Raw genomic sequence first — 17,622 nt, forward strand, 5'->3', positions numbered from 1 at the left:
CGACGAACGACTGGAACAAGACAATACCGGCACGACTGAACGACACGACTGAACGACGGCCTGGCAGCGCACCTGACGCGCTGCCGGTCCCGAAGCGCTGCCAATCAAGGCGTTGCCAAACAAGACGCTGCTAGCGCAAGACGATCTGACTCGCCTGCAAGACCAACAACAATGACCCCGCGCCTGAGCGCGGGCAGGAGCCACACCGTGACGACATCCTCCACTCCTTCCCACTGGGCCCCGTCCGGGCTCGCGGAAGAGGCGCTGAGTGCGCGCTTCACTGATCTGCATCCGGCGCTCAGCAAGCGTCAGGCCTTCATCGAGAGTTCGCGTTGCCTGTATTGCTATGACGCGCCCTGCATCAAGGCCTGCCCGACCAGCATCGACATCCCGACCTTCATCCGCCGTATCCACGATGACAATCTCGACGGCGCCGCCAGCGAGATTCTCGATGCCAATATCCTCGGCGGCAGCTGCGCCCGCGTCTGCCCCACCGAGATCCTCTGCGAGCAGTCCTGCGTGCGCAATCAGGGCGATGAGTGCCAGCCGGTGCTGATCGGTCTGCTGCAGCGCCATGCACTGGACAACGCCCAGTTCGAGGCCCACCCGTTCACGCGGGCAGCCAGCACCGGCCGGCGCATCGCCGTGGTCGGTGCCGGGCCTGCCGGGCTTTCCTGCGCCCATCGCCTGGCGCGTTTCGGCCACGACGTGGTGATCTACGAGGCCGAGGAAAAGGCCGGTGGCCTGAATGAATACGGCATCGCCCGCTACAAGCTGACCGATGACTTCGCCGCCCGCGAAGTCGAATTCCTGCTCGAGATCGGCGGCATCGAGATCCGCCATGGCCAGCGCCTCGGCGACAACCTGGCGCTGGCCTCCCTGACACGCGAGTTCGACAGCGTCTTCCTGGGCCTGGGCCTTGGCACCAGCCATGCCCTCGGCCTGACCGGCGAGGATGCCAGCGGCCTGATGGCGGCCACCGACTTCATCAAGGTGCTGCGTCAGAGCGGCGAACTGAACGCGCTGGCAGTGCCGAGGCACGCGGTGGTGATCGGCGCCGGCAACACCGCCATCGACATCGCCGTGCAGGCCAGGCGCCTCGGCGCGCAGACGGTGGATCTGGTCTATCGGCGTGGCGAGGAGCAGATGTCCGCCACCCATCACGAGCAGGAAATCGCGCGGGCCAATGGCGTGATGATCCACACCTGGGCGCGTCCGCTGGCCATCGATGTGGCAAGCGACAGTGAGGATGGTGGTGACGCCGCGCTCAATGCGATGCAGTTCGCGCGCACACGGGTCGAGGATGGCCGACTCGTCGATACCGGCGAGACCTTCACCCTGGCCTGCGATGGGATCTTCACCGCCATCGGCCAGGGCTTCGATGACGCGAGCCTGAGCGATGCGCATGCCGCGGGGCTGGCCCGCGAGGGGGCGAAGATAGAGGTGGACGAGATGCTGCGCACCAGTCTGCCGGGCGTCTATGCCGGCGGTGACTGCATCGCTCGCGGACAGGATCTCACCGTTCAAGCCGTCGCCCACGGCAAGCTGGCCGCCGAGGCCATCCATCACGATCTGATGCTCAAGGTGGAGGCCGCCTGATGACCATTCATACCCCGCTCAATGATGACAACGCGCGTCCGGCAGGCGCTGGCTCAAGTGCTGGAGCAAGTGGCGATCACGTCGCCAGCTACAAGGCCGATCTGTCGGTCAACTTCGCCGGCATCCGTGCCCCCAACCCCTTCTGGCTGGCCAGCGCCCCGCCCACCGACAAGGCCTACAACGTGGTACGCGCCTTCGAAGCCGGCTGGGGAGGCGTGGTCTGGAAGACGCTGGGGGAAGACCCGGCGGCAGTGAACGTCTCCTCGCGCTATTCGGCGCACTATGGCCCGAATGGCGAGGTCAGCGGCTTCAACAACATCGAGCTGATCACCGACCGCTCGCTGGAGATCAACCTGCGCGAGATCACCCAGGTCAAGAAGGACTGGCCGGACCGCGCGCTGATCGTCTCGCTGATGGTGCCGTGCGAGGAAGAGGCCTGGAAGACCATCCTGCCGCAGGTCGAGGCTACCGGCTGTGACGGCATCGAGCTCAACTTCGGCTGTCCCCACGGCATGCCGGAACGCGGCATGGGCGCGGCGGTGGGCCAGGTGCCGGAGTATGTCGAGCAGGTCACGCGCTGGTGCAAGACCTACAGCTCGCTGCCGGTGATCGTCAAGCTGACCCCCAACATCACCGACGTGCGCGAACCGGCCAAGGCGGCCTGGCGTGGCGGCGCAGATGCCGTCTCGCTGATCAACACCATCAACTCCATCACCCATCTGGACCTCGACCGCATGGTCGCGCATCCCATCGTCGGCGACCGCAGCACCCATGGCGGCTACTGCGGCAGCGCCGTGAAGCCCATCGCGCTGAACATGGTGGCCGAGATCGCGCGCACACCGGAAACCGCCAACCTGCCGATCTCGGGTATCGGCGGCATCTCCAACTGGGAAGATGCCGCCGAATTCATCGCCCTCGGCGCGGGCAGCGTGCAGGTGTGCACCGCGGCGATGCTGCACGGCTTCCGTATCGTCGAGGAGATGAAGGACGGCCTGGGGCGTTGGATGGACAGCAAGGGCTATCAGCGGATCGAGGAGTTCTCCCGCGCGGCGGTGCCCAACACCACCGACTGGAAGCAGCTGGACATGAACTACCAGGTGATCGCGCGGATCGACCAGGACAAGTGCATCGGCTGCGGACGCTGCTACATCGCCTGCGAGGACACCTCGCACCAGGCCATCCTGCATCTGGCCAGGGACAACGGCACCGCCCGCTATGAGGTGAAGGACGCCGACTGCGTGGGCTGCAACCTGTGCGAGATCACCTGCCCGGTCGAGGACTGCATCACCATGGAAGTGCAGGACACCGGCAAGCCGTACATGAACTGGATGGAGGACCCGCGCAACCCGCATCGCGCGGCGTGACCCTGACGTTGCGGACAAGATCTGGATGATCCGCACAGATACCAGCGCATGACGCCACGTTCAGTGGCGTGAAAACAGAAAGGGGCTGCCAGCAATGGCAGCCCCTTTTCAATGGTCTCATGATCCATCAATGATGATCATTGTTAGCCTTAGGGTAATATAATAATGACATCACCTGATGACTCAGGCGGACAAGCCAACGCCCTTCAGCAGCACCCGCGTGACGTTCTGCACCGCCTGCTCGAATTCGCGATCACTCAGCGCCTTGCCCTGATTGAGTACCGCGATCTGGTGGTCGAAGTCGGCGTAGTGCTGGGTGCTGGCCCAGATCATGTACAGGTAGGCGGAAGCATCGACGTTGTCAATGCGCCCCTCACTGATCCACTGGCGCAGGCGTGACTTCTTCATCTCGGCCCACTCGTCGAGCCACACCGTCAGCTCCTCGCCCAGCACCGGCGCGCCCTGCATGATCTCGCTGGCCCATACCTTGGAGCCATACGGACGCTGGCGCGAGTGCATCATCTTGGCGCGAATGTAGGTGGAGAGCACCAGCTGCGGGTCGTCATAGGCCTCGAAGCACAGCGCATCTTCCTTCCACAGCGCCAGCAGACCATCGAGGACCGCGCGATACAGCGCTTCCTTGGTGCTGAAGTAGTAATGCAGATTGGATTTGGGCAGCTCTACCTCGGCGGCAATATCGACCATGCTGGCGCCGACATAGCCCTTGAGAGCGAAGATCTTTTCGGCGGCGAGCAGGATGCGGCCGACATTATCCTTGCGAATCTGAGACTTGCGAGTGGTCATGCGATCCCCTGACGCGGTGCTGGCAGTGGGATGAGAATATCATAACCGCACTGCCAACATGCCTGAGCCGACAGGTTTCGCGCTCGCGGGCGTCTCTTCTCTACCCCCTCACCCCTCACCCCTCACCCCTCACCCCTCACCTCTCGCCTCTTGACTCGCTTCCCACTGCTCACCCCTCGGCTTGTCGCCTCACGCTTCAGCGCGCGCCAGCGGTGTCATTCGAAGACCGCCCCATCGATGAAGCCATCCGCCGGCATCGGCACCTGCCCTGCCTCGCCGCTCAGCCACCAGGGCGCCGGATGCGTGCCTTCGCTGCGCTCATCCGCCACCGGCACCACCATGCCCAGCTTGCGGGCTGCGCTGCGGTAGAGGTCCGGGCGTACGCAGCGTGCCAGGGTCGCTTCGAGGTCATTGTCGCTGACTCCCTCGAGATGCCCCCAGCGCTGCATCTGGGCGGCATACCAGCGGGTCTGCGAGCGCCACGGGAAGTTGGCCGCGTAGCGATGGAAGATGGTCCAGCCGGGATTTTCCCGCTGGAACGCCTCCACCGACTGCTCGACATCCACGTCGCGCAGTCCACGCGCCACCACCGAAAGCGGCACTTCCTGCATGCCTTCATCATGCAGCCACTGCGCGGCCTGCTCACGGTTGCCCGGGCGGTCCAGCCAGGCACAGGCCTTGAGCAGCGCGCGAATCAGCGCCTGATGCGCCAGCGGGTGCTGCTCCGCCCAGTCCTCGCGCACGCCCAGCACCTTTTCCTGCCCGAAGCGCCAGATATCGTGACTGCCCGCCACCACCTGGCCCATGCCCTGCACGGCGGCCAGACTGTTCCAGGGCTCTCCGACACAGAAGCCGTCCAGCGCGCCACTTGCCAGCTGGGCGGCCATCAACGGCGGGGCCACCGCACGCATCTCGATGTCGCGATTCGGGTCGATCCCGCCGGCCGCCAGCCAGTAACGCAACAGATAGCGGTGAGAGGAGAAGGGATGCACGCTGGCAAGCTTGAGCGCCGCCTCCCCACGCTCGCGGCGCTTCTGCACGTGCGCCGCCAGCGCCCGAGACACCGCCAGCGGAGAGCCCAGGTCATGCCCCTCCTCGGCCAGCGCCGCCATCAGGGCCCGCGACAGGGTGATGGAGTTGCCGCCCAGATTGAGCGTCATCGCGCTGATCACCGGTGTGGCGCGGCCATCCAGCCCCAGGGTCGAGGTCAGCGGCATCAGCGCCAGCATCTGCGCGCCCTGCAACACGCCGGTCTGCAGGTCATCGCGCAGTGCCGCCCACGACGGCTGCCACTTGAGCGTCACGGCCAGTCCCTCCTCACGGAAGAACCCCTGACGCTCCGCCACCACCAGAGGTGCCGCGTCATTGAGCGGCATCAACCCCAGCGTCAACTGATGGCCATTGAGAAGAGAATCACTGAGCATCACATCCACCTTTTGAACGATCGAAAGAGAAGGACATCACGAGACTCGGCTCAGTGCCGACGCGACGCCTTGAGCAGCTCATCGGCCAGCTCGTGCAATGCCAGACGCCGATTCATCGCGGTCTTGCGCAGATATTGGTAGGCCGCATCCTCCCCCAGTCCGCGACTCTCCATCACCAGCGCCTTGGCGCGATCCACGCTGCGCCGCTGTATCAGAGTGGTCTGGGTGCGATTGAGTTCGCCCTTGAGGGCACGGTGAGCCTCGAAGCTGGTGATGGCCACCTCGACCATGCTGCGCACCATCGCCGGCATGACGTGATCCACCACGTAGGCGGACACGCCGGCGCCAGCCGCCTGGCGCACCAGGTCCGGCGCGTCCTCACTGGCCAGCATGATCATCGGCTTGGGATAGTGACGCCCCAGCTGGCCGAGGTGCTCGAGGGTGTCACGGCTGGGCAGGTCGGCGTCGATGATCACGGCATCCGGCTGATGGTGCTGCACCAGCGCATGCAGGTCCTCGTGTTCATCGACCCGCAGCGCCACCTCGAAGCCGGCGCTCAACAGCGCCTGCTCCAGAGCGGCGGAACGCTCGCTGCGCACATCGACGATCAACACGGTCACGGGCATATCAGGCTTCCTTGGCAGTGTGTCAGGCGGTGGTGCCGGGGTGTCAGGCGACGCCTCGAGCGATCAGGCACCGACGTCCGAGATCAAGGACGACGGCGTCTTCGCAAGCGGGAGTCAGGATGGCGTCACGCCTCTGACACTGCAGGATTCATGCCACAAACTGGTGCAGCGCTGGCCAGAAAGGCCTTCCGCAGTGCGCAAGGGCGCGCCCGGCTGCACAGCAATGATGCATGGCGTGATCTGGCGATCTCTCGCCCGCCACGTGCGCCAGACTGGATCATCCTCACCTCGCCGCGCACCGCCACTGGGCATCGCCCTGCTTACTCCCCACTGCTGTCTTGCCCGACATGATGATTCCAAGCCCTTGATATGACGGGGGTTGGACGCACAACACCCCCGCAAGTGGCGCGCTACTTGCTTTGAGTCAGGCAATGGCAGACAAGCGTGCCATGCATCATCCATGACGTGGACCAGGCTCCCGGGAGTACGAGTGCGTCGAACCAGGCCCCTCAATGACGAGGCGCCCCGCTGTCGTTCACAGCTGTTCGACCACCCGTCGTGCGCCGAGACCCTGGCGCCCGGCACCGACGCTGTACCAGGAGCCCACTCATGGATATTCGCAACAAGGCCAGCCGTATCCGGCTGTTCAGCTTCAATACCCCGCAGATGCGCGCCTTCCACATGTCGTGGTTCGCCTTCCACGTCTGCTTCTTCGGCTGGTTCGGCATCGCGCCCTTGATGGCCGTGGTGCGCGATGACCTCGGCCTGACCAAGACCCAGATCGGCAACACCATCATCGCCTCCGTCGCCATCACGGTGATCGTGCGACTTGCCATCGGCGTGCTGTGTGATCGCATCGGGCCACGCAAGGCCTACACCTGGCTGCTGTGCCTCGGCTCTCTGCCGGTGATGTGCATCGGCTTCGCCGACAGCTTCGAATCCTTCTTCCTCGCCCGTCTGGCCATCGGTGCCATCGGCGCGTCCTTCGTCATCACCCAGTACCACACCTCCGTGATGTTCGGCCCCAACGTGGTCGGCACCGCCAATGCCACCACCGCCGGCTGGGGCAACCTGGGCGGCGGCACCACCCAGATGCTGATGCCGCTGGTGATGGCCGGCCTTCTGATGCTGGGCGTCGAGCAGACCCTGGGCTGGCGTCTGGCGATGGTCGTGCCGGGCATCGTGCTGTTCCTCACCGGGATCGCCTACTACTTCTTCACCCAGGATGCCCCGGACGGCAACTTCAGCGAGCTGCGTGAGCGTGGAGAGCTGCCCAAGGCCGAGAAGGAATACAGCATGCGCGCCACTTTCGGCGCGGCGGCACGCGACATCCGTGTCTGGGCCCTGTTCCTCGTCTACGGCGCCTGCTTCGGGGTCGAGCTGACCATCAACAACGTCGCCGCCATCTACTTCTTCGATCACTTCGATCTCGATCTCGCCACCGCCGGCCTCATCGCGGGCCTGTTCGGCCTGATGAACCTGTTCGCGCGCACCCTGGGCGGCGTCTTCTCCGACCTGTTCGCCCGTCAATCCGGCCTCAAGGGTCGCGTGCGCTGGCTGTTCATCGCGCTGCTGTGTGAAGGCGTGGCGCTGGTCGGCTTCGCCCAGATGGAAACCCTCGCGGTGGCCATCGGCATCATGCTGGTGTTCAGCCTGTTCGTGCAGATGGCGGAAGGCGCCACCTTCGGGATCGTGCCCTTCGTCAATCGCAAGGCACTGGGCGCGGTGGCCGGTATCGTCGGCGCGGGCGGCAACGCGGGGGCTGTCGCCGCGGGCTTCCTGTTCCGCAGTGAAGAACTGACCTACCAGGAAGGCCTGATGTATCTGGGCATGGGCGTGATCGTGATCTCGCTGTTCGCCCTGCTGGTGCGCTTCAGCGCCGCCACCGAGGCCGAGGAAGGCCGCGCCTATGAGGCCGCCGTCGCGGAACGCAAGCAGCAGAGTGACCAGCAGCCCGTGTCTGTCTGAGCCTGTCTCTTCCTGAGACTTTCTCAAACCTCTGACACATGCAGCCCTGATACACGGAGCCCTGATACACGAAGCCCTGATACACGAAGCCCTGACATGCAAAGGCCCCGCCTCATGAGAGGCGGGGCCTTTGTGCATTCACATCTTGCGGTTCGCCGTGCTCGCGGGCGAGTCACGGCCAGCCATCAGCTGTCGGTAGCGTTCTCGACGCTGTCACCGGCGTCTTCCACGGCGTTGTCCATCTTCTCGCCAGCCTTCTCCATCGGGCCCTCGTCCTCGCAACCGGCGAGTGACAGGCCACCGAGACCCAGCATGGCAATCATCAGCGAACTACCCAGAGTCTTGAGCTTCATGATGTCTCTCCTTGAATCATCGGTCGGGATAACGCCCCGGCCTGCACACCAGTACAGACAACAGCGCGGGGATACACAGGACATGGAGCGGGTGTCGCGCGGTTTCAAGGGTGGCGCAACGCCGAGTTGCAAGGGGATGACCGAGTGACGAGGCACACCACAGGGCAAACCCCTTCGAGGAGCCCGGATCAGAGCGCGAATCTGCGCTCGAGCCAGGGGCCCAGGTCAGAGGCCCAGGTCAGAGAAACCATGGTCGAAGAGCACCTCGCCTCCCAGCCCCGCCAGATAGTCCGGCACCAGCTCGATGGCCACGAAGGCGCCCGGCACATCCTCGTGATGGCAATAAAGGCCGTAATGGCGCGCCGGATGAAAGCCCAGATGGGCATAGAATTCGGCATGACCCGCCGCCACCACGGCGCCCGCTCCCAGCAGACGACAACGCTTGACCGCCGAGATCACCAGCCGCTTGCCGATGCCATGACGCTGGTGCTGGGGAAGCACCGCCAGAGGCGCCAATGCCATCAGCACGCGTCCCGGACAGCCGGAGAGTTCCACGCGCGAGGCCATCACATGTCCCAGCAGCCCTCCTTCGCCTTCACTGAGGTGACGCCCGCTTTCCGGGTCAGAGAAGCGCTCGGCCACCAGCGAGATCTGCGCCAGATCACTGCGACGCAGTCTGTCGCCCAGGCGAGCCTCCCGGTGGCCGGCAAACACGGACTCATGGATGCGGTAGATGCGCTCATGATCGATGAGACGTTCTTCACGGATGCGAAGATTATCGGCGGGATTGTCAGTCATCACGAGTTACCGGTTCAGCGCCCTGTCGATCAGGGCCGTCACCCCCAAGCTTAGCCACCGCCGTCATGGCCCGCGAGAGTCAATCTACTGCTCAAAAAGCACGATGCCCGCCGAAGTGGCGGGCATCGAATGACGTGATGACAAGGTCGTGATCCAGATGAGAGACGTGGGACCTGCCATGTCACTCCTCTGCTGATTTCCACGCCTTCAGGCGGGCGCCCCTGTCAGCTCTTGAGGCGACGCGCGCGGAAGGAACGGCCCTTGAGCTTGCCGTTCATCAGCTGGGTCAGCGCGGCCTTGGCGACATCGCGCTCCACGGCCACGTAGGTGGTGCGGGCCAGTACCTTGATCTTGCCGATCTGGCTGCCCGGCAGGCCGCCATCGCCCGTCAGGGCACCGAGGATGTCGCCGGGACGCAGCTTGTCCTTCTTGCCGCCATCGATCTGCAGCGTCGCCATGCGCGCGCGGAAGGGTTCACGGGTCAGCATGCTCTTCGCCGGCAGCGGCTCGGCTTCCAGCGTCTGCTCGAGGAAATCTCCCAGCTTGGCCAGGCGATAGTCTTCCTTCTCGGTATACAGCGTACAGGCGATACCGGAGCTGCCCGCGCGACCGGTACGCCCGACACGGTGGACGTGGGCATCGAGGTCCCGGGCGATCTGGTAATTGAAGACCGCATCCAGCGCGTCGATATCCAGCCCGCGTGCCGCGACGTCCGTGGCCACCAGAATCGAGGTGCTCTTGTTGGCGAACATCACCAGCGTCTGATCACGCTCGCGCTGCTCCAGATCACCGTGCAGGGCCATGGCACTGAAACCGTGCTCATTGAGGGCATCGCTGACCTCCTGTGCCTCGCGCTTGGTGTTGCAGAACACCACGCTGGTGTCAGGGCGATACTTGAGCAGCAGGATACGCAGCGCCTCGAAACGCGCCTCTTCATCCGCTACCCGATGAAACAGCTGACGGATGCTGCTGTCATCGTGGGTGGAGGCGACCTCGATGCTGACCGGCTCCCGCAGGATGCGCTCGGCGATCGGGCGCACGCCATCGGCGAAGGTCGCGCTGAACAGCAGCGTCTGACGCGCTTCCGGGGTCTCGGCGATGATGGCATCCAGCACCTCGGCGAAGCCCATGTCGAGCATGCGGTCGGCCTCGTCCAGCACCAGGGTATTGAGCTCGGCAAGGCTCAGGCTGCCCTTGCGCAGGTGCTCGTCCACACGGCCCGGCGTGCCGACGATGATATGCGCGCCGTGTTCCAGCGAGCCCAGCTGCGGGCCGAAGGGCGCACCGCCACACAGCGTCAGCACCTTGACGTTGTGCAGACCGCGCGCCAGACGGCGGATCTCGCCGGCGACCTGATCGGCCAGCTCACGCGTGGGGCACAGCACCAGCGACTGGACACGAAAGCGCGAGACCTTGAGGCGCGACAACAGGCCGAGGCCGAAGGCGGCGGTCTTGCCGGAGCCCGTCTGGCCCTGGGCGATGACATCGCGCCCTTCCAGCATCGGCGGCAGGCTCTGTGCCTGAATCGGCGTCATGGTGTGATAGTCGAGCGTCTCCAGATTGGTGAGCAGCTCGGGCGCCAGCGCCAGAGAGGCAAAGGCAGGGGTGGCGGTGGCGTCAGTCACGAGGACATTCCTTCAGTCGATGAACAGGCACGAGCCGAACAGGCATGCGTGCGGGCGCAGAGCATAACAGAGCCAGCGCTCGCTCGCCTGCACGCCTCTACCTGCGAATTCACATGTCTGCGGGTTCCTGCCAGCGCGCCGGCCGCGTTCACGTTTGCCATCCTTTCCAACGACACGACAGCTGATCGACTGCTGGTTGTCAGTCCCTTCCTCGCACCAGTCGATAATCCCCTCGCATGAGGCAAACGATATCGCATTAATGGCAATGAATGATTTTCGTCATCAGCCGTTTTCAATCCTGATTCAGGTCATTTATTAATCCTGTTCGATTCACCAGAATACCCGTTGACGTTCCTGTCATTTCCCACGTCTTGCGCCACGCCACGAGTGATCGTGCGCGTGTGAGAATTGATTGTCATCGATACCTATCGCCATGCCTCAAGCGTTGCATCAAGGGTGCAGACCTCAACGAAAAAGGGACGCACCGGTATCGAGTCTCGTCACTGATCATCGTCTGCATCATCTGTGCAACACCCATGTCCCGTCATGAGAGCATCACCGCATCATCACGCCCATTACTCCGCTATCTTGTTGATTAAATTGATATCAATGAGAAATATCAATGCCTTTTCATGAAGGCATGACAGCCCGAACACGCTCATACCCTCCGCGTGGGCCAGGGCCGACGACGCCAATGACGCCTTCACGAGCCAGCACAGACTGGCGCTGAATGGCCACGATCTTCTTGAGAAACAGGGGCTCCACTGGTCAGGAGAAACACCCCGTCATCAAGACAGTTTCAGGACGCAGCGAACCACAAAGGGAGCAGAACCTGATGAAGGATATTTCACGAATCACCGCCTACGGATGTGTCGTGGCCGGTGTTGGCCCAGCGGGCATGGGGTTTCTATTCAATGCCTTGAAAACCGGAAAACTGGCGCAACTCGCACGCCATGGTCTGCTGATACTGGATGCCGGAGGCATTCATCGGGATGCGCCTCTGGGGGCCGGACGGCTGGGCGAATATCGCATCACGGCCAACTCGGTGGGGGACGTCTTTCTCGATTGCCTGAGAGACCCGGCCCTCGCGGAGGTCTTCGCTCCGCTGGAAGGCGATCCGTGCCTGGAGAATATTCGCGCCCAGGCCTTCACCGCCCCGGCGCTCAGTGAAGTGGGCACCCTGCTGGAAGCGGCGTCCCGGCTGGTACTGGATCACGCCACCCGCCTTGCCGGCGTGGAGCTGTGGTGCGGCACGAGTCTCGATGAGGTTGAGCGCATCGAGGATGACAATCTGCTGACGCTGACTCACACACCGGAACACGCGTCTCGTCCGACACGGATCCGCACCTCCAACCTGGTGCTCAATCTCGGCGGCTATCAATGCCCGGAACACCTGACCCAGGACCTCTCGCGCCAGGGACTGTCCCTGTCACCGCGTGCGCGCATCTACAGCGGTGATGAACTGCTGCGCATGCCGGAAGGTCAGCTGCGCAGCCTCTTGCTGCCGCGCCTGCGGCGTGGTGGGCGTGTCTGCGTGGTGGGTGGCTCCCACAGCGCCTTCTCGATGCTGGATCTGCTCGCCAGCGCATTCCACAAGACGCGCATCGACGAGATCACCCTGCTCCACCGCTCGCCTGTCCGGCTGTTCTTCGAGAACGCCGAAGAGGCCAAGGCCGCGGGCTATTCCTATGATGCCAAGCGCGATGTCTGCCCCATCAGCGGACGCATCAATCGCTCCGGCGGGCTGCGCTACCGTGCCCTGAGCATCGGCCAGCAAGTGCTTTCCAGCGGTCGGATAGCAGACTGCGACATGCAGGTCAGGCTCATCCAGACCGGCCCCGGCCCTCAGCAACGCCTGCTCGCGGCCAGCGAAGCACTGGCCGACGCGCCGGTAGTGGTGCAGTGCAACGGCTATCAGCCGATTCTGCCGCGCCTGCTGGATGCGACGCGTCAGCCGCTGCCGCTCAGCCAGGTGAAGGGCGGACTGGATTCCGATGCCACCGGCAATCCCCGAGACCTCTCAGGCAACCTCCTTGAGGGCCTCTACCTGTTCGGACTCGGCGCCGGACTGGCGGCAGACCCCACCCTGGGCAGTGAAGCCGCCTTCGATGGCCGCATCTACGGCGTCTGGCAATTCCACAACAACGCAAGCCTGCCAGCGCTGGAGACCATCCTCGCACGCCTGGAAACGCAGCATGTGGCAACACCGGTGACGGACCCGCTGTCCGCCGCCACCCAGCTGGCCGAGCAGGCAGCGCCATCCTCTGGCGCACAACGCGTGAAGGAGGCCGAACGCGAGCTGACCACGGCGCTGAACACGCTGAGCGAGACTCTGTCCTCGCCGCTGCGCTCCAGCATCGCCTGACCTGCATCGCCTGACATGCATCGACAAGGCATGCATCGACAAGGCAAGCATCGACAAGGCATGAGGGCTCATGCCACGCCTTGCGTCAGATCTTACGTAATGATCTGGCGTCGTTATGAATACGTCAACAAGGCGCTGACAACCTCAACAACGTCATCATGATTATCACAAAGATAACAATAACGAGAAATGACACTCTGACACACTAGGCGAAAGACACACACGACACCCTGCAGCAAGCACATGAAAGGCCCGGCCATGCATCGCATGACCGGGCCTTTTGGCTACTGGCGCTTGCTGTCAGCGCACAGGCAACGGGTGACTCACGAACCCGAGATTCAGCCGGCCTGGGTCTGTGCTTGCGCGAGACGTGCCTGCTTGCCGCCGAGGGTGAAGCAGGTATCGATTTCCCGCAGCAGGAACAGCGCCACACAGGCGGCCAGCATCGGCCAGGCGGCGAAGAACAGCAGGTGCTCCCACGGCGCGAGATACTGATTGAAGGCAGACAGCGTGGAGCCGGCATGCAGCACCAGCACCAGCCCATAGGTGAGGGTCTTCTTCACGCCTGCCAGGAACATCAGCAACAGCACCATCTCGATGGCGGCGATCACGATGACGATGCCTTCGCCGACACCCCCGATGGAATAGAACTTCTCGAAGATGGCCGCGGCGTGACCGGGATTGAAGAACTTGTCCAACGTCCACATTGTCATCACGAGGAAGACCCCGAGGCGCAGCAGCAGCAGGGAAATGCGGATTCGATCGGCGTACTTCGTCATGTCAATTCTCTCCAGAGGAAATGGGCCTGTCAGGCAGTCAGCGCCGCCTCGTGCCGGGCACGTCTTCCTGTGTACGCACACCATTGAGGTCTGGTTGCATCCAGATCGACTTTTTTCTCGCGAAATGAACCACTTGGCAATCCATCACGCGATTGCGCTCTTCAGCGCAAGTCACTGCTGCGTCAGCGGTGATGGCGCCTCATCTCTGCTCTCCTGCCGCGACTGACAACGCTTGAATGCCTGTCCATCCTCAAGACACCTGTAGCACTGGCGCTTGCACACTGGAGTTATCCACATGGCCTCTCAACCAGACACGCCGACATCCGGTGCACCGCTGCGCCGCTGGCAGGCACCGCGCGATGCATCTGCCCACCCGCCGTGCACATCTCCCTCCCACCTGCCTCCCGCGATTGTCCAGGCACGCTTTCCCGCCCTGAGCGCAAGGCTGCTGGAGCATGCCGCGCACATACAGGCCGAGCGTGAACGCGGCGAGATACTGGACGCCGCCTGCGCCATGAGTGCCGTGCCGACCGTGATGCAGGAGATCTGGTCTACCAGTGGGGAGCTTGAGACATTCGCATTACATCACGCCATGCAGATCGAGACGCTTACGGAGCTGCTGGGCGAGCACACCAGAGCCCTCAGCCCTGATGATTCACCAGCGGTAGCCCCGCGTGACACCTTTGACTGGCTGCATCTGGCACTGGAATGCCTGCTGAGAACACATGAGGATAACCAACGTTTACACTCGAACTGATGTAACCCGGGCCCAAAACTCGTATGGTGAAGTGACGGGCCCGGTTGACGACAGTCCATGTCTCGCCGCCGCCCTCGTGGCAGATGCACGCGCACGACGACCAGGAGCACGTCTGGAACGGACTTCCGGTACGAGAAACAACGCAAGACATCAAGCACAGCAAGCGGAGCAGAACATCACGATCGATCATTGAAACGACCAGCCGAGGAGGTTCACATGAAGGTCTACAAACCTGAATGGCGCTGCACGCTCGACGTGACGGAAGGCCCCGACCCCACCGCCCGCTGGAAAACACGGCTTGCCTGGCGCCTGCGCGCCCTCGCCGACCGCTTTGATGGCGGTAGTCGTACGATGAAGATTGACTGCAATGTCACCCCGGCGCTCAGTCGCGAAGAGGTCGACACCTGTCTGGGCAAGGGCTTCGCCCTCAGCCAGAATCTGATGCTGCAACTGGCCAACCACAGCGCCTGCGAAGATGTCCTCCGCGACGCCAAGGCCGAGCTCTACGAAGAAGAGCAACACCCGATGTAAGACGATGATCTCAGTAGAAACCCGCAGATCATCCATCGGTGAACGTAGTCCGCAAGACGCATTAAAAAGCCCTCCCGGCGATGCCGGGAGGGCTTTTTTCATTGTCAGTCCTTACCTGCTCTTACCCACAGCTTGGCTCACACTGGCGTGATGCCTGATTGGCAGCGCTGCGGGTGGCGCCACACACCGGGGCGGGGATGACGGCGTCGGGGTCCAGCAGTGCGGCGACGACGGATTTCACCTGGCGGTAGCCGGTGCGCATCAGGAAGGTGGGTGCGCGACCGTAACTCTTGATGCCGAGGATATAGAGGCCGGGTTCCGCGTGGGTCAGTTCGGCGGCGCCGTGTTCCGGCACGGAGCCACAGCTGTGCTGGTTGGGGTCGATCAGCGGTGCGAGGCGCGCCGGGCTCTGGGTGGCGGGGTCGAGCGAGACACGCAGCTCCGAGAGCAGCGCGAGATCCGGGCGGAAGCCGGTGGCGGCGATGATGCGGTCCACCGCCGGCAGGCGCTGGCCACCGCTTTCCACCACGAGGCGAGCACCCTGCTCTCCCTGTGGATGAATCGCCTCGATGGCGAGATTGGTCACCACCTCGAATCTGCCGTCTTCCAACCATTGCTGGATACGCACTTCCAGCGCCCGGCGCTCCTGCAACTCATCGTCCTTCGGTGAGCGGATGACGTTGTCCAGCGTGGCGGAGCGCACGCCCCACAGGATGCGCGTGTCCGGGTTCTGCTCGGCCAGGCTGACCAGATCCTGCAGCGCGTTGAAGGCCGAATGCCCGCCCCCGACCACCAGCACCGTCTTGCCGGCATAGTCTTCCCGCGCCTTGCCGGTGATATCCGGCACGCCGTAGGCGATCCGCTCTGCCGCCGCGAGTTCCCCCAGTGCGGGAATGCCATGCGCCCCGATGCCATTGGGGCACTGGAAGGTGCCGGAGGCATCGATCACCGCCCGTGCCAGCACGTCGCGCTCGCCATCCTGCCCCGAGACACGCAGCACGAAGGGTGCCTCCTCTCGCCCTTGCGAGCGCAGCACATCATGCTGCAGGCGACTGACATGCGTGACCCGTGTCGCGGTATACAGGCGGGAGGCAATCTCCGGCAGCGCGGCCAGCGGCTGGAGGTAGTCGGCGAGCAGCTCCGCGCCGGTGGGGAAGGCATCCGCTCGTGGCGCCTGCCAGCCGGTGGACGTGAGCCATTCGGCTGCCACGGGGTCCACGTTGTAGGACCACGGCGAGAACATGCGCACATGCCCCCAGCGAGCCAGATGCTCCCCGACCTGCTCGCCTGATTCGAAGATGATGGGCTCCAGGCCCGCAGCCAGCAGGTTGACCGCAGCGCTCAGCCCTATCGGGCCTGCCCCGATGATGGCAATCGGCAGGTGGCTGTTGGCATCTTGCATCGCGTCTTCGCTCCAGTCGTGGGGAGGGTGGGGATGAAAGCCTCGTCATGCGTGGCTTTCAGCGTAAGACGACAAGGCTTATTTGGCTATTTTCTTCTAAAGATAACCCGCATATCCACAGCCACACACAGGCCGCGCTGGTCGCCTCGGCAAGCCTCTCGCACGCATCGCTCCACTCCCGCACCAACCTCTCGCAAGGCCATCTGCCCCGACAGCCATGCGTCGCTCGGTTACACTGGGCCATCGCCATGAGGGTGAGGCTTGCTCGCCCCACGCTCGCCCTTTCTTCTCGCCACCGTGATGCCTTCCATGTCCATTTCCGCCCGCCCCTCCAAGCTGAGCCTGCCGCAGATCAACCCCGGCGTGACGACGGTATTGGAATATCTGCTGCAGAAGTTTCCGGCCATCGATGAGGCCACCTGGCGCGAGCGCATGGCCACCGCCAAGGTGCATCGCGAGGATGGCGCATTGATCACCCCGCAGACGCCCTACCAGCCACATCTGCGCGTCTTCTATTACCGTGAGGTGGCGCGTGAGCCGAGCATCCCCTTCGCGGAGCGGATTCTCCATCAGGATGAGCACATCCTGGTGGCCTACAAGCCGCATTTTCTGCCGGTGACGCCCGGCGGCCTGTACGTGAACGAGTGCCTGCAGCAGCGCCTGCGCGACAGTACCGGAATAGAGGCGCTGCAGGCGGTGCATCGCCTGGACAGGGCCACCGCCGGGCTGGTGCTGTGCTCGCTGAATCCCGAATCGCGTCACCGCTATCATGAGCTGTTCAAGTCGCGGAATATCCACAAGACCTATCAGGCCATTGCCGAGACACACAGCGATGAGTCCCTGGTGGGCCAGCAGTGGGAGGTGAAGAACCGCCTTGAACAGGCCGAGCAACGCTTCCGCTTTCAGGTCTCCGAAGGCGAGCCCAACAGCCACTCGTTGATCCGCTGTGTCGCGCAACGCGGTAGCCGGGCGCTGTTCGAGCTGCACCCCATCACCGGGCGTCGCCATCAACTGCGGGTGCACATGCAGTCACTGGGCTGGCCGATCCTGAATGACCGTTACTACCCCGAGCTGCAACCGCTCTCGCCGGATGACTACGCGCGCCCCTTGCAGCTGCTCTCCAAGGGATTCGAGTTCATTGATCCCGTCAGCGGCGAGGAAAGGTGCTTCGAATACGACGGTGATCTGACGCTGGCGTGAGGCGCGAGATAGCCAGTGGCTGTCGTC

Annotated in this window: 15 protein-coding genes; 7 read left to right on the top strand and 8 right to left on the bottom strand. The window is 63.6% G+C overall.

The window, feature by feature from the left end; genetic code table 11:
• Window positions 1-207 precede the first annotated feature (207 nt).
• The gene (locus HXS65_RS08440; protein ID WP_255304461.1) at window positions 208-1,599 is read left to right on the top strand and encodes an NAD(P)-dependent oxidoreductase; all 1,392 of its coding nucleotides are present in this window, start codon (window positions 208-210) and stop codon (window positions 1,597-1,599) included.
• The gene (gene preA / locus HXS65_RS08445) at window positions 1,599-2,963 is read left to right on the top strand and encodes an NAD-dependent dihydropyrimidine dehydrogenase subunit PreA (RefSeq protein ID WP_176493663.1); all 1,365 of its coding nucleotides are present in this window, start codon (window positions 1,599-1,601) and stop codon (window positions 2,961-2,963) included. Before HXS65_RS08440 ends, preA begins: the two co-directional genes overlap by 1 nt.
• Window positions 2,964-3,146: 183 nt before the next feature.
• Here preA and HXS65_RS08450 read toward each other — a convergent pair whose 3' ends face one another.
• The 3 genes from HXS65_RS08450 to HXS65_RS08460 all read right to left on the bottom strand — a co-directional run bounded on the left by HXS65_RS08450 (window position 3,147) and on the right by HXS65_RS08460 (window position 5,817).
• On the bottom strand, window positions 3,147-3,767 hold the full coding sequence (locus HXS65_RS08450; protein ID WP_077379030.1) for a TetR/AcrR family transcriptional regulator: 621 nt from the start codon (window positions 3,765-3,767) through the stop codon (window positions 3,147-3,149).
• 215 nt (window positions 3,768-3,982) lie between these two features.
• Entirely contained in the window at window positions 3,983-5,191 is a 1,209-nt protein-coding gene (locus tag HXS65_RS08455) for a CmpA/NrtA family ABC transporter substrate-binding protein (protein ID WP_077379028.1), read from the bottom strand.
• 50 nt (window positions 5,192-5,241) lie between these two features.
• A complete protein-coding gene (locus HXS65_RS08460) occupies window positions 5,242-5,817 on the bottom strand; it encodes an ANTAR domain-containing response regulator (protein ID WP_077379026.1) in 576 nt (191 codons plus the stop codon).
• A 609-nt stretch (window positions 5,818-6,426) separates the two neighbouring features.
• On the opposite strand from HXS65_RS08460, the gene HXS65_RS08465 reads away from it, so the two are divergent.
• Entirely contained in the window at window positions 6,427-7,785 is a 1,359-nt protein-coding gene (locus tag HXS65_RS08465; protein ID WP_077379024.1) for a NarK family nitrate/nitrite MFS transporter, read from the top strand.
• Window positions 7,786-7,970: 185 nt separating this feature from the next.
• Here HXS65_RS08465 and HXS65_RS08470 read toward each other — a convergent pair whose 3' ends face one another.
• The 3 genes from HXS65_RS08470 to dbpA all read right to left on the bottom strand — a co-directional run bounded on the left by HXS65_RS08470 (window position 7,971) and on the right by dbpA (window position 10,561).
• On the bottom strand, window positions 7,971-8,138 hold the full coding sequence (locus HXS65_RS08470) for a hypothetical protein (RefSeq protein WP_164850377.1): 168 nt from the start codon (window positions 8,136-8,138) through the stop codon (window positions 7,971-7,973).
• 225 nt (window positions 8,139-8,363) lie between these two features.
• On the bottom strand, window positions 8,364-8,936 hold the full coding sequence (locus HXS65_RS08475; protein WP_077379022.1) for a GNAT family N-acetyltransferase: 573 nt from the start codon (window positions 8,934-8,936) through the stop codon (window positions 8,364-8,366).
• Between the two features lie 224 nt (window positions 8,937-9,160).
• Window positions 9,161-10,561 (bottom strand): ATP-dependent RNA helicase DbpA, encoded by a 1,401-nt coding sequence (gene dbpA, locus HXS65_RS08480; protein ID WP_077379020.1) that lies wholly within the window; start codon window positions 10,559-10,561, stop codon window positions 9,161-9,163.
• Window positions 10,562-11,396: 835 nt separating this feature from the next.
• Here dbpA and HXS65_RS08485 point away from each other — a divergent pair.
• Complete coding sequence (locus HXS65_RS08485; RefSeq protein WP_218015068.1) at window positions 11,397-12,926, top strand: hypothetical protein; 1,530 nt, start codon at window positions 11,397-11,399, stop codon at window positions 12,924-12,926.
• A 338-nt stretch (window positions 12,927-13,264) separates the two neighbouring features.
• Here HXS65_RS08485 and HXS65_RS08490 read toward each other — a convergent pair whose 3' ends face one another.
• Window positions 13,265-13,705 (bottom strand): hypothetical protein, encoded by a 441-nt coding sequence (locus tag HXS65_RS08490; RefSeq protein ID WP_077379019.1) that lies wholly within the window; start codon window positions 13,703-13,705, stop codon window positions 13,265-13,267.
• A 295-nt stretch (window positions 13,706-14,000) separates the two neighbouring features.
• On the opposite strand from HXS65_RS08490, the gene HXS65_RS08495 reads away from it, so the two are divergent.
• Entirely contained in the window at window positions 14,001-14,462 is a 462-nt protein-coding gene (locus HXS65_RS08495; protein WP_176493664.1) for a hypothetical protein, read from the top strand.
• Between the two features lie 216 nt (window positions 14,463-14,678).
• Window positions 14,679-14,993: a hypothetical protein gene (locus tag HXS65_RS08500; RefSeq protein ID WP_077379015.1), complete on the top strand. Its 315-nt coding sequence runs from the start codon at window positions 14,679-14,681 to the stop codon at window positions 14,991-14,993.
• A 121-nt stretch (window positions 14,994-15,114) separates the two neighbouring features.
• On the opposite strand, the gene HXS65_RS08505 is transcribed toward HXS65_RS08500, so the two are convergent.
• Window positions 15,115-16,395 carry an NAD(P)-binding domain-containing protein gene (locus tag HXS65_RS08505; protein WP_176493665.1) on the bottom strand — a complete coding sequence of 427 codons (1,281 nt, stop codon included), beginning with the start codon at window positions 16,393-16,395 and terminating at the stop codon, window positions 15,115-15,117.
• A 309-nt stretch (window positions 16,396-16,704) separates the two neighbouring features.
• Here HXS65_RS08505 and HXS65_RS08510 point away from each other — a divergent pair, with 309 nt between their 5' ends.
• On the top strand, window positions 16,705-17,595 hold the full coding sequence (locus HXS65_RS08510; protein WP_176493666.1) for a pseudouridine synthase: 891 nt from the start codon (window positions 16,705-16,707) through the stop codon (window positions 17,593-17,595).
• The last annotated feature ends 27 nt before the right edge of the window (window positions 17,596-17,622 follow it).

Source organism: Cobetia sp. 5-25-4-2, from assembly GCF_013374075.1.
Classification (GTDB): domain Bacteria; phylum Pseudomonadota; class Gammaproteobacteria; order Pseudomonadales; family Halomonadaceae; genus Cobetia; species Cobetia marina.

Coding starts and splice junctions, on each gene's coding strand:
- HXS65_RS08490 (WP_077379019.1), bottom strand. CDS start 13,705: ATGACGAAGTACGCCGATCGAATCCGCATTTCCCTGCTGCTGCTGCGC.
- HXS65_RS08495 (WP_176493664.1), top strand. CDS start 14,001: ATGGCCTCTCAACCAGACACGCCGACATCCGGTGCACCGCTGCGCCGC.
- HXS65_RS08510 (WP_176493666.1), top strand. CDS start 16,705: ATGTCCATTTCCGCCCGCCCCTCCAAGCTGAGCCTGCCGCAGATCAAC.
- HXS65_RS08500 (WP_077379015.1), top strand. CDS start 14,679: ATGAAGGTCTACAAACCTGAATGGCGCTGCACGCTCGACGTGACGGAA.
- HXS65_RS08470 (WP_164850377.1), bottom strand. CDS start 8,138: ATGAAGCTCAAGACTCTGGGTAGTTCGCTGATGATTGCCATGCTGGGT.
- preA (WP_176493663.1), top strand. CDS start 1,599: ATGACCATTCATACCCCGCTCAATGATGACAACGCGCGTCCGGCAGGC.
- HXS65_RS08465 (WP_077379024.1), top strand. CDS start 6,427: ATGGATATTCGCAACAAGGCCAGCCGTATCCGGCTGTTCAGCTTCAAT.
- HXS65_RS08485 (WP_218015068.1), top strand. CDS start 11,397: ATGAAGGATATTTCACGAATCACCGCCTACGGATGTGTCGTGGCCGGT.
- HXS65_RS08505 (WP_176493665.1), bottom strand. CDS start 16,395: ATGCAAGATGCCAACAGCCACCTGCCGATTGCCATCATCGGGGCAGGC.
- HXS65_RS08460 (WP_077379026.1), bottom strand. CDS start 5,817: ATGCCCGTGACCGTGTTGATCGTCGATGTGCGCAGCGAGCGTTCCGCC.
- HXS65_RS08475 (WP_077379022.1), bottom strand. CDS start 8,936: ATGACTGACAATCCCGCCGATAATCTTCGCATCCGTGAAGAACGTCTC.
- HXS65_RS08450 (WP_077379030.1), bottom strand. CDS start 3,767: ATGACCACTCGCAAGTCTCAGATTCGCAAGGATAATGTCGGCCGCATC.
- HXS65_RS08455 (WP_077379028.1), bottom strand. CDS start 5,191: ATGCTCAGTGATTCTCTTCTCAATGGCCATCAGTTGACGCTGGGGTTG.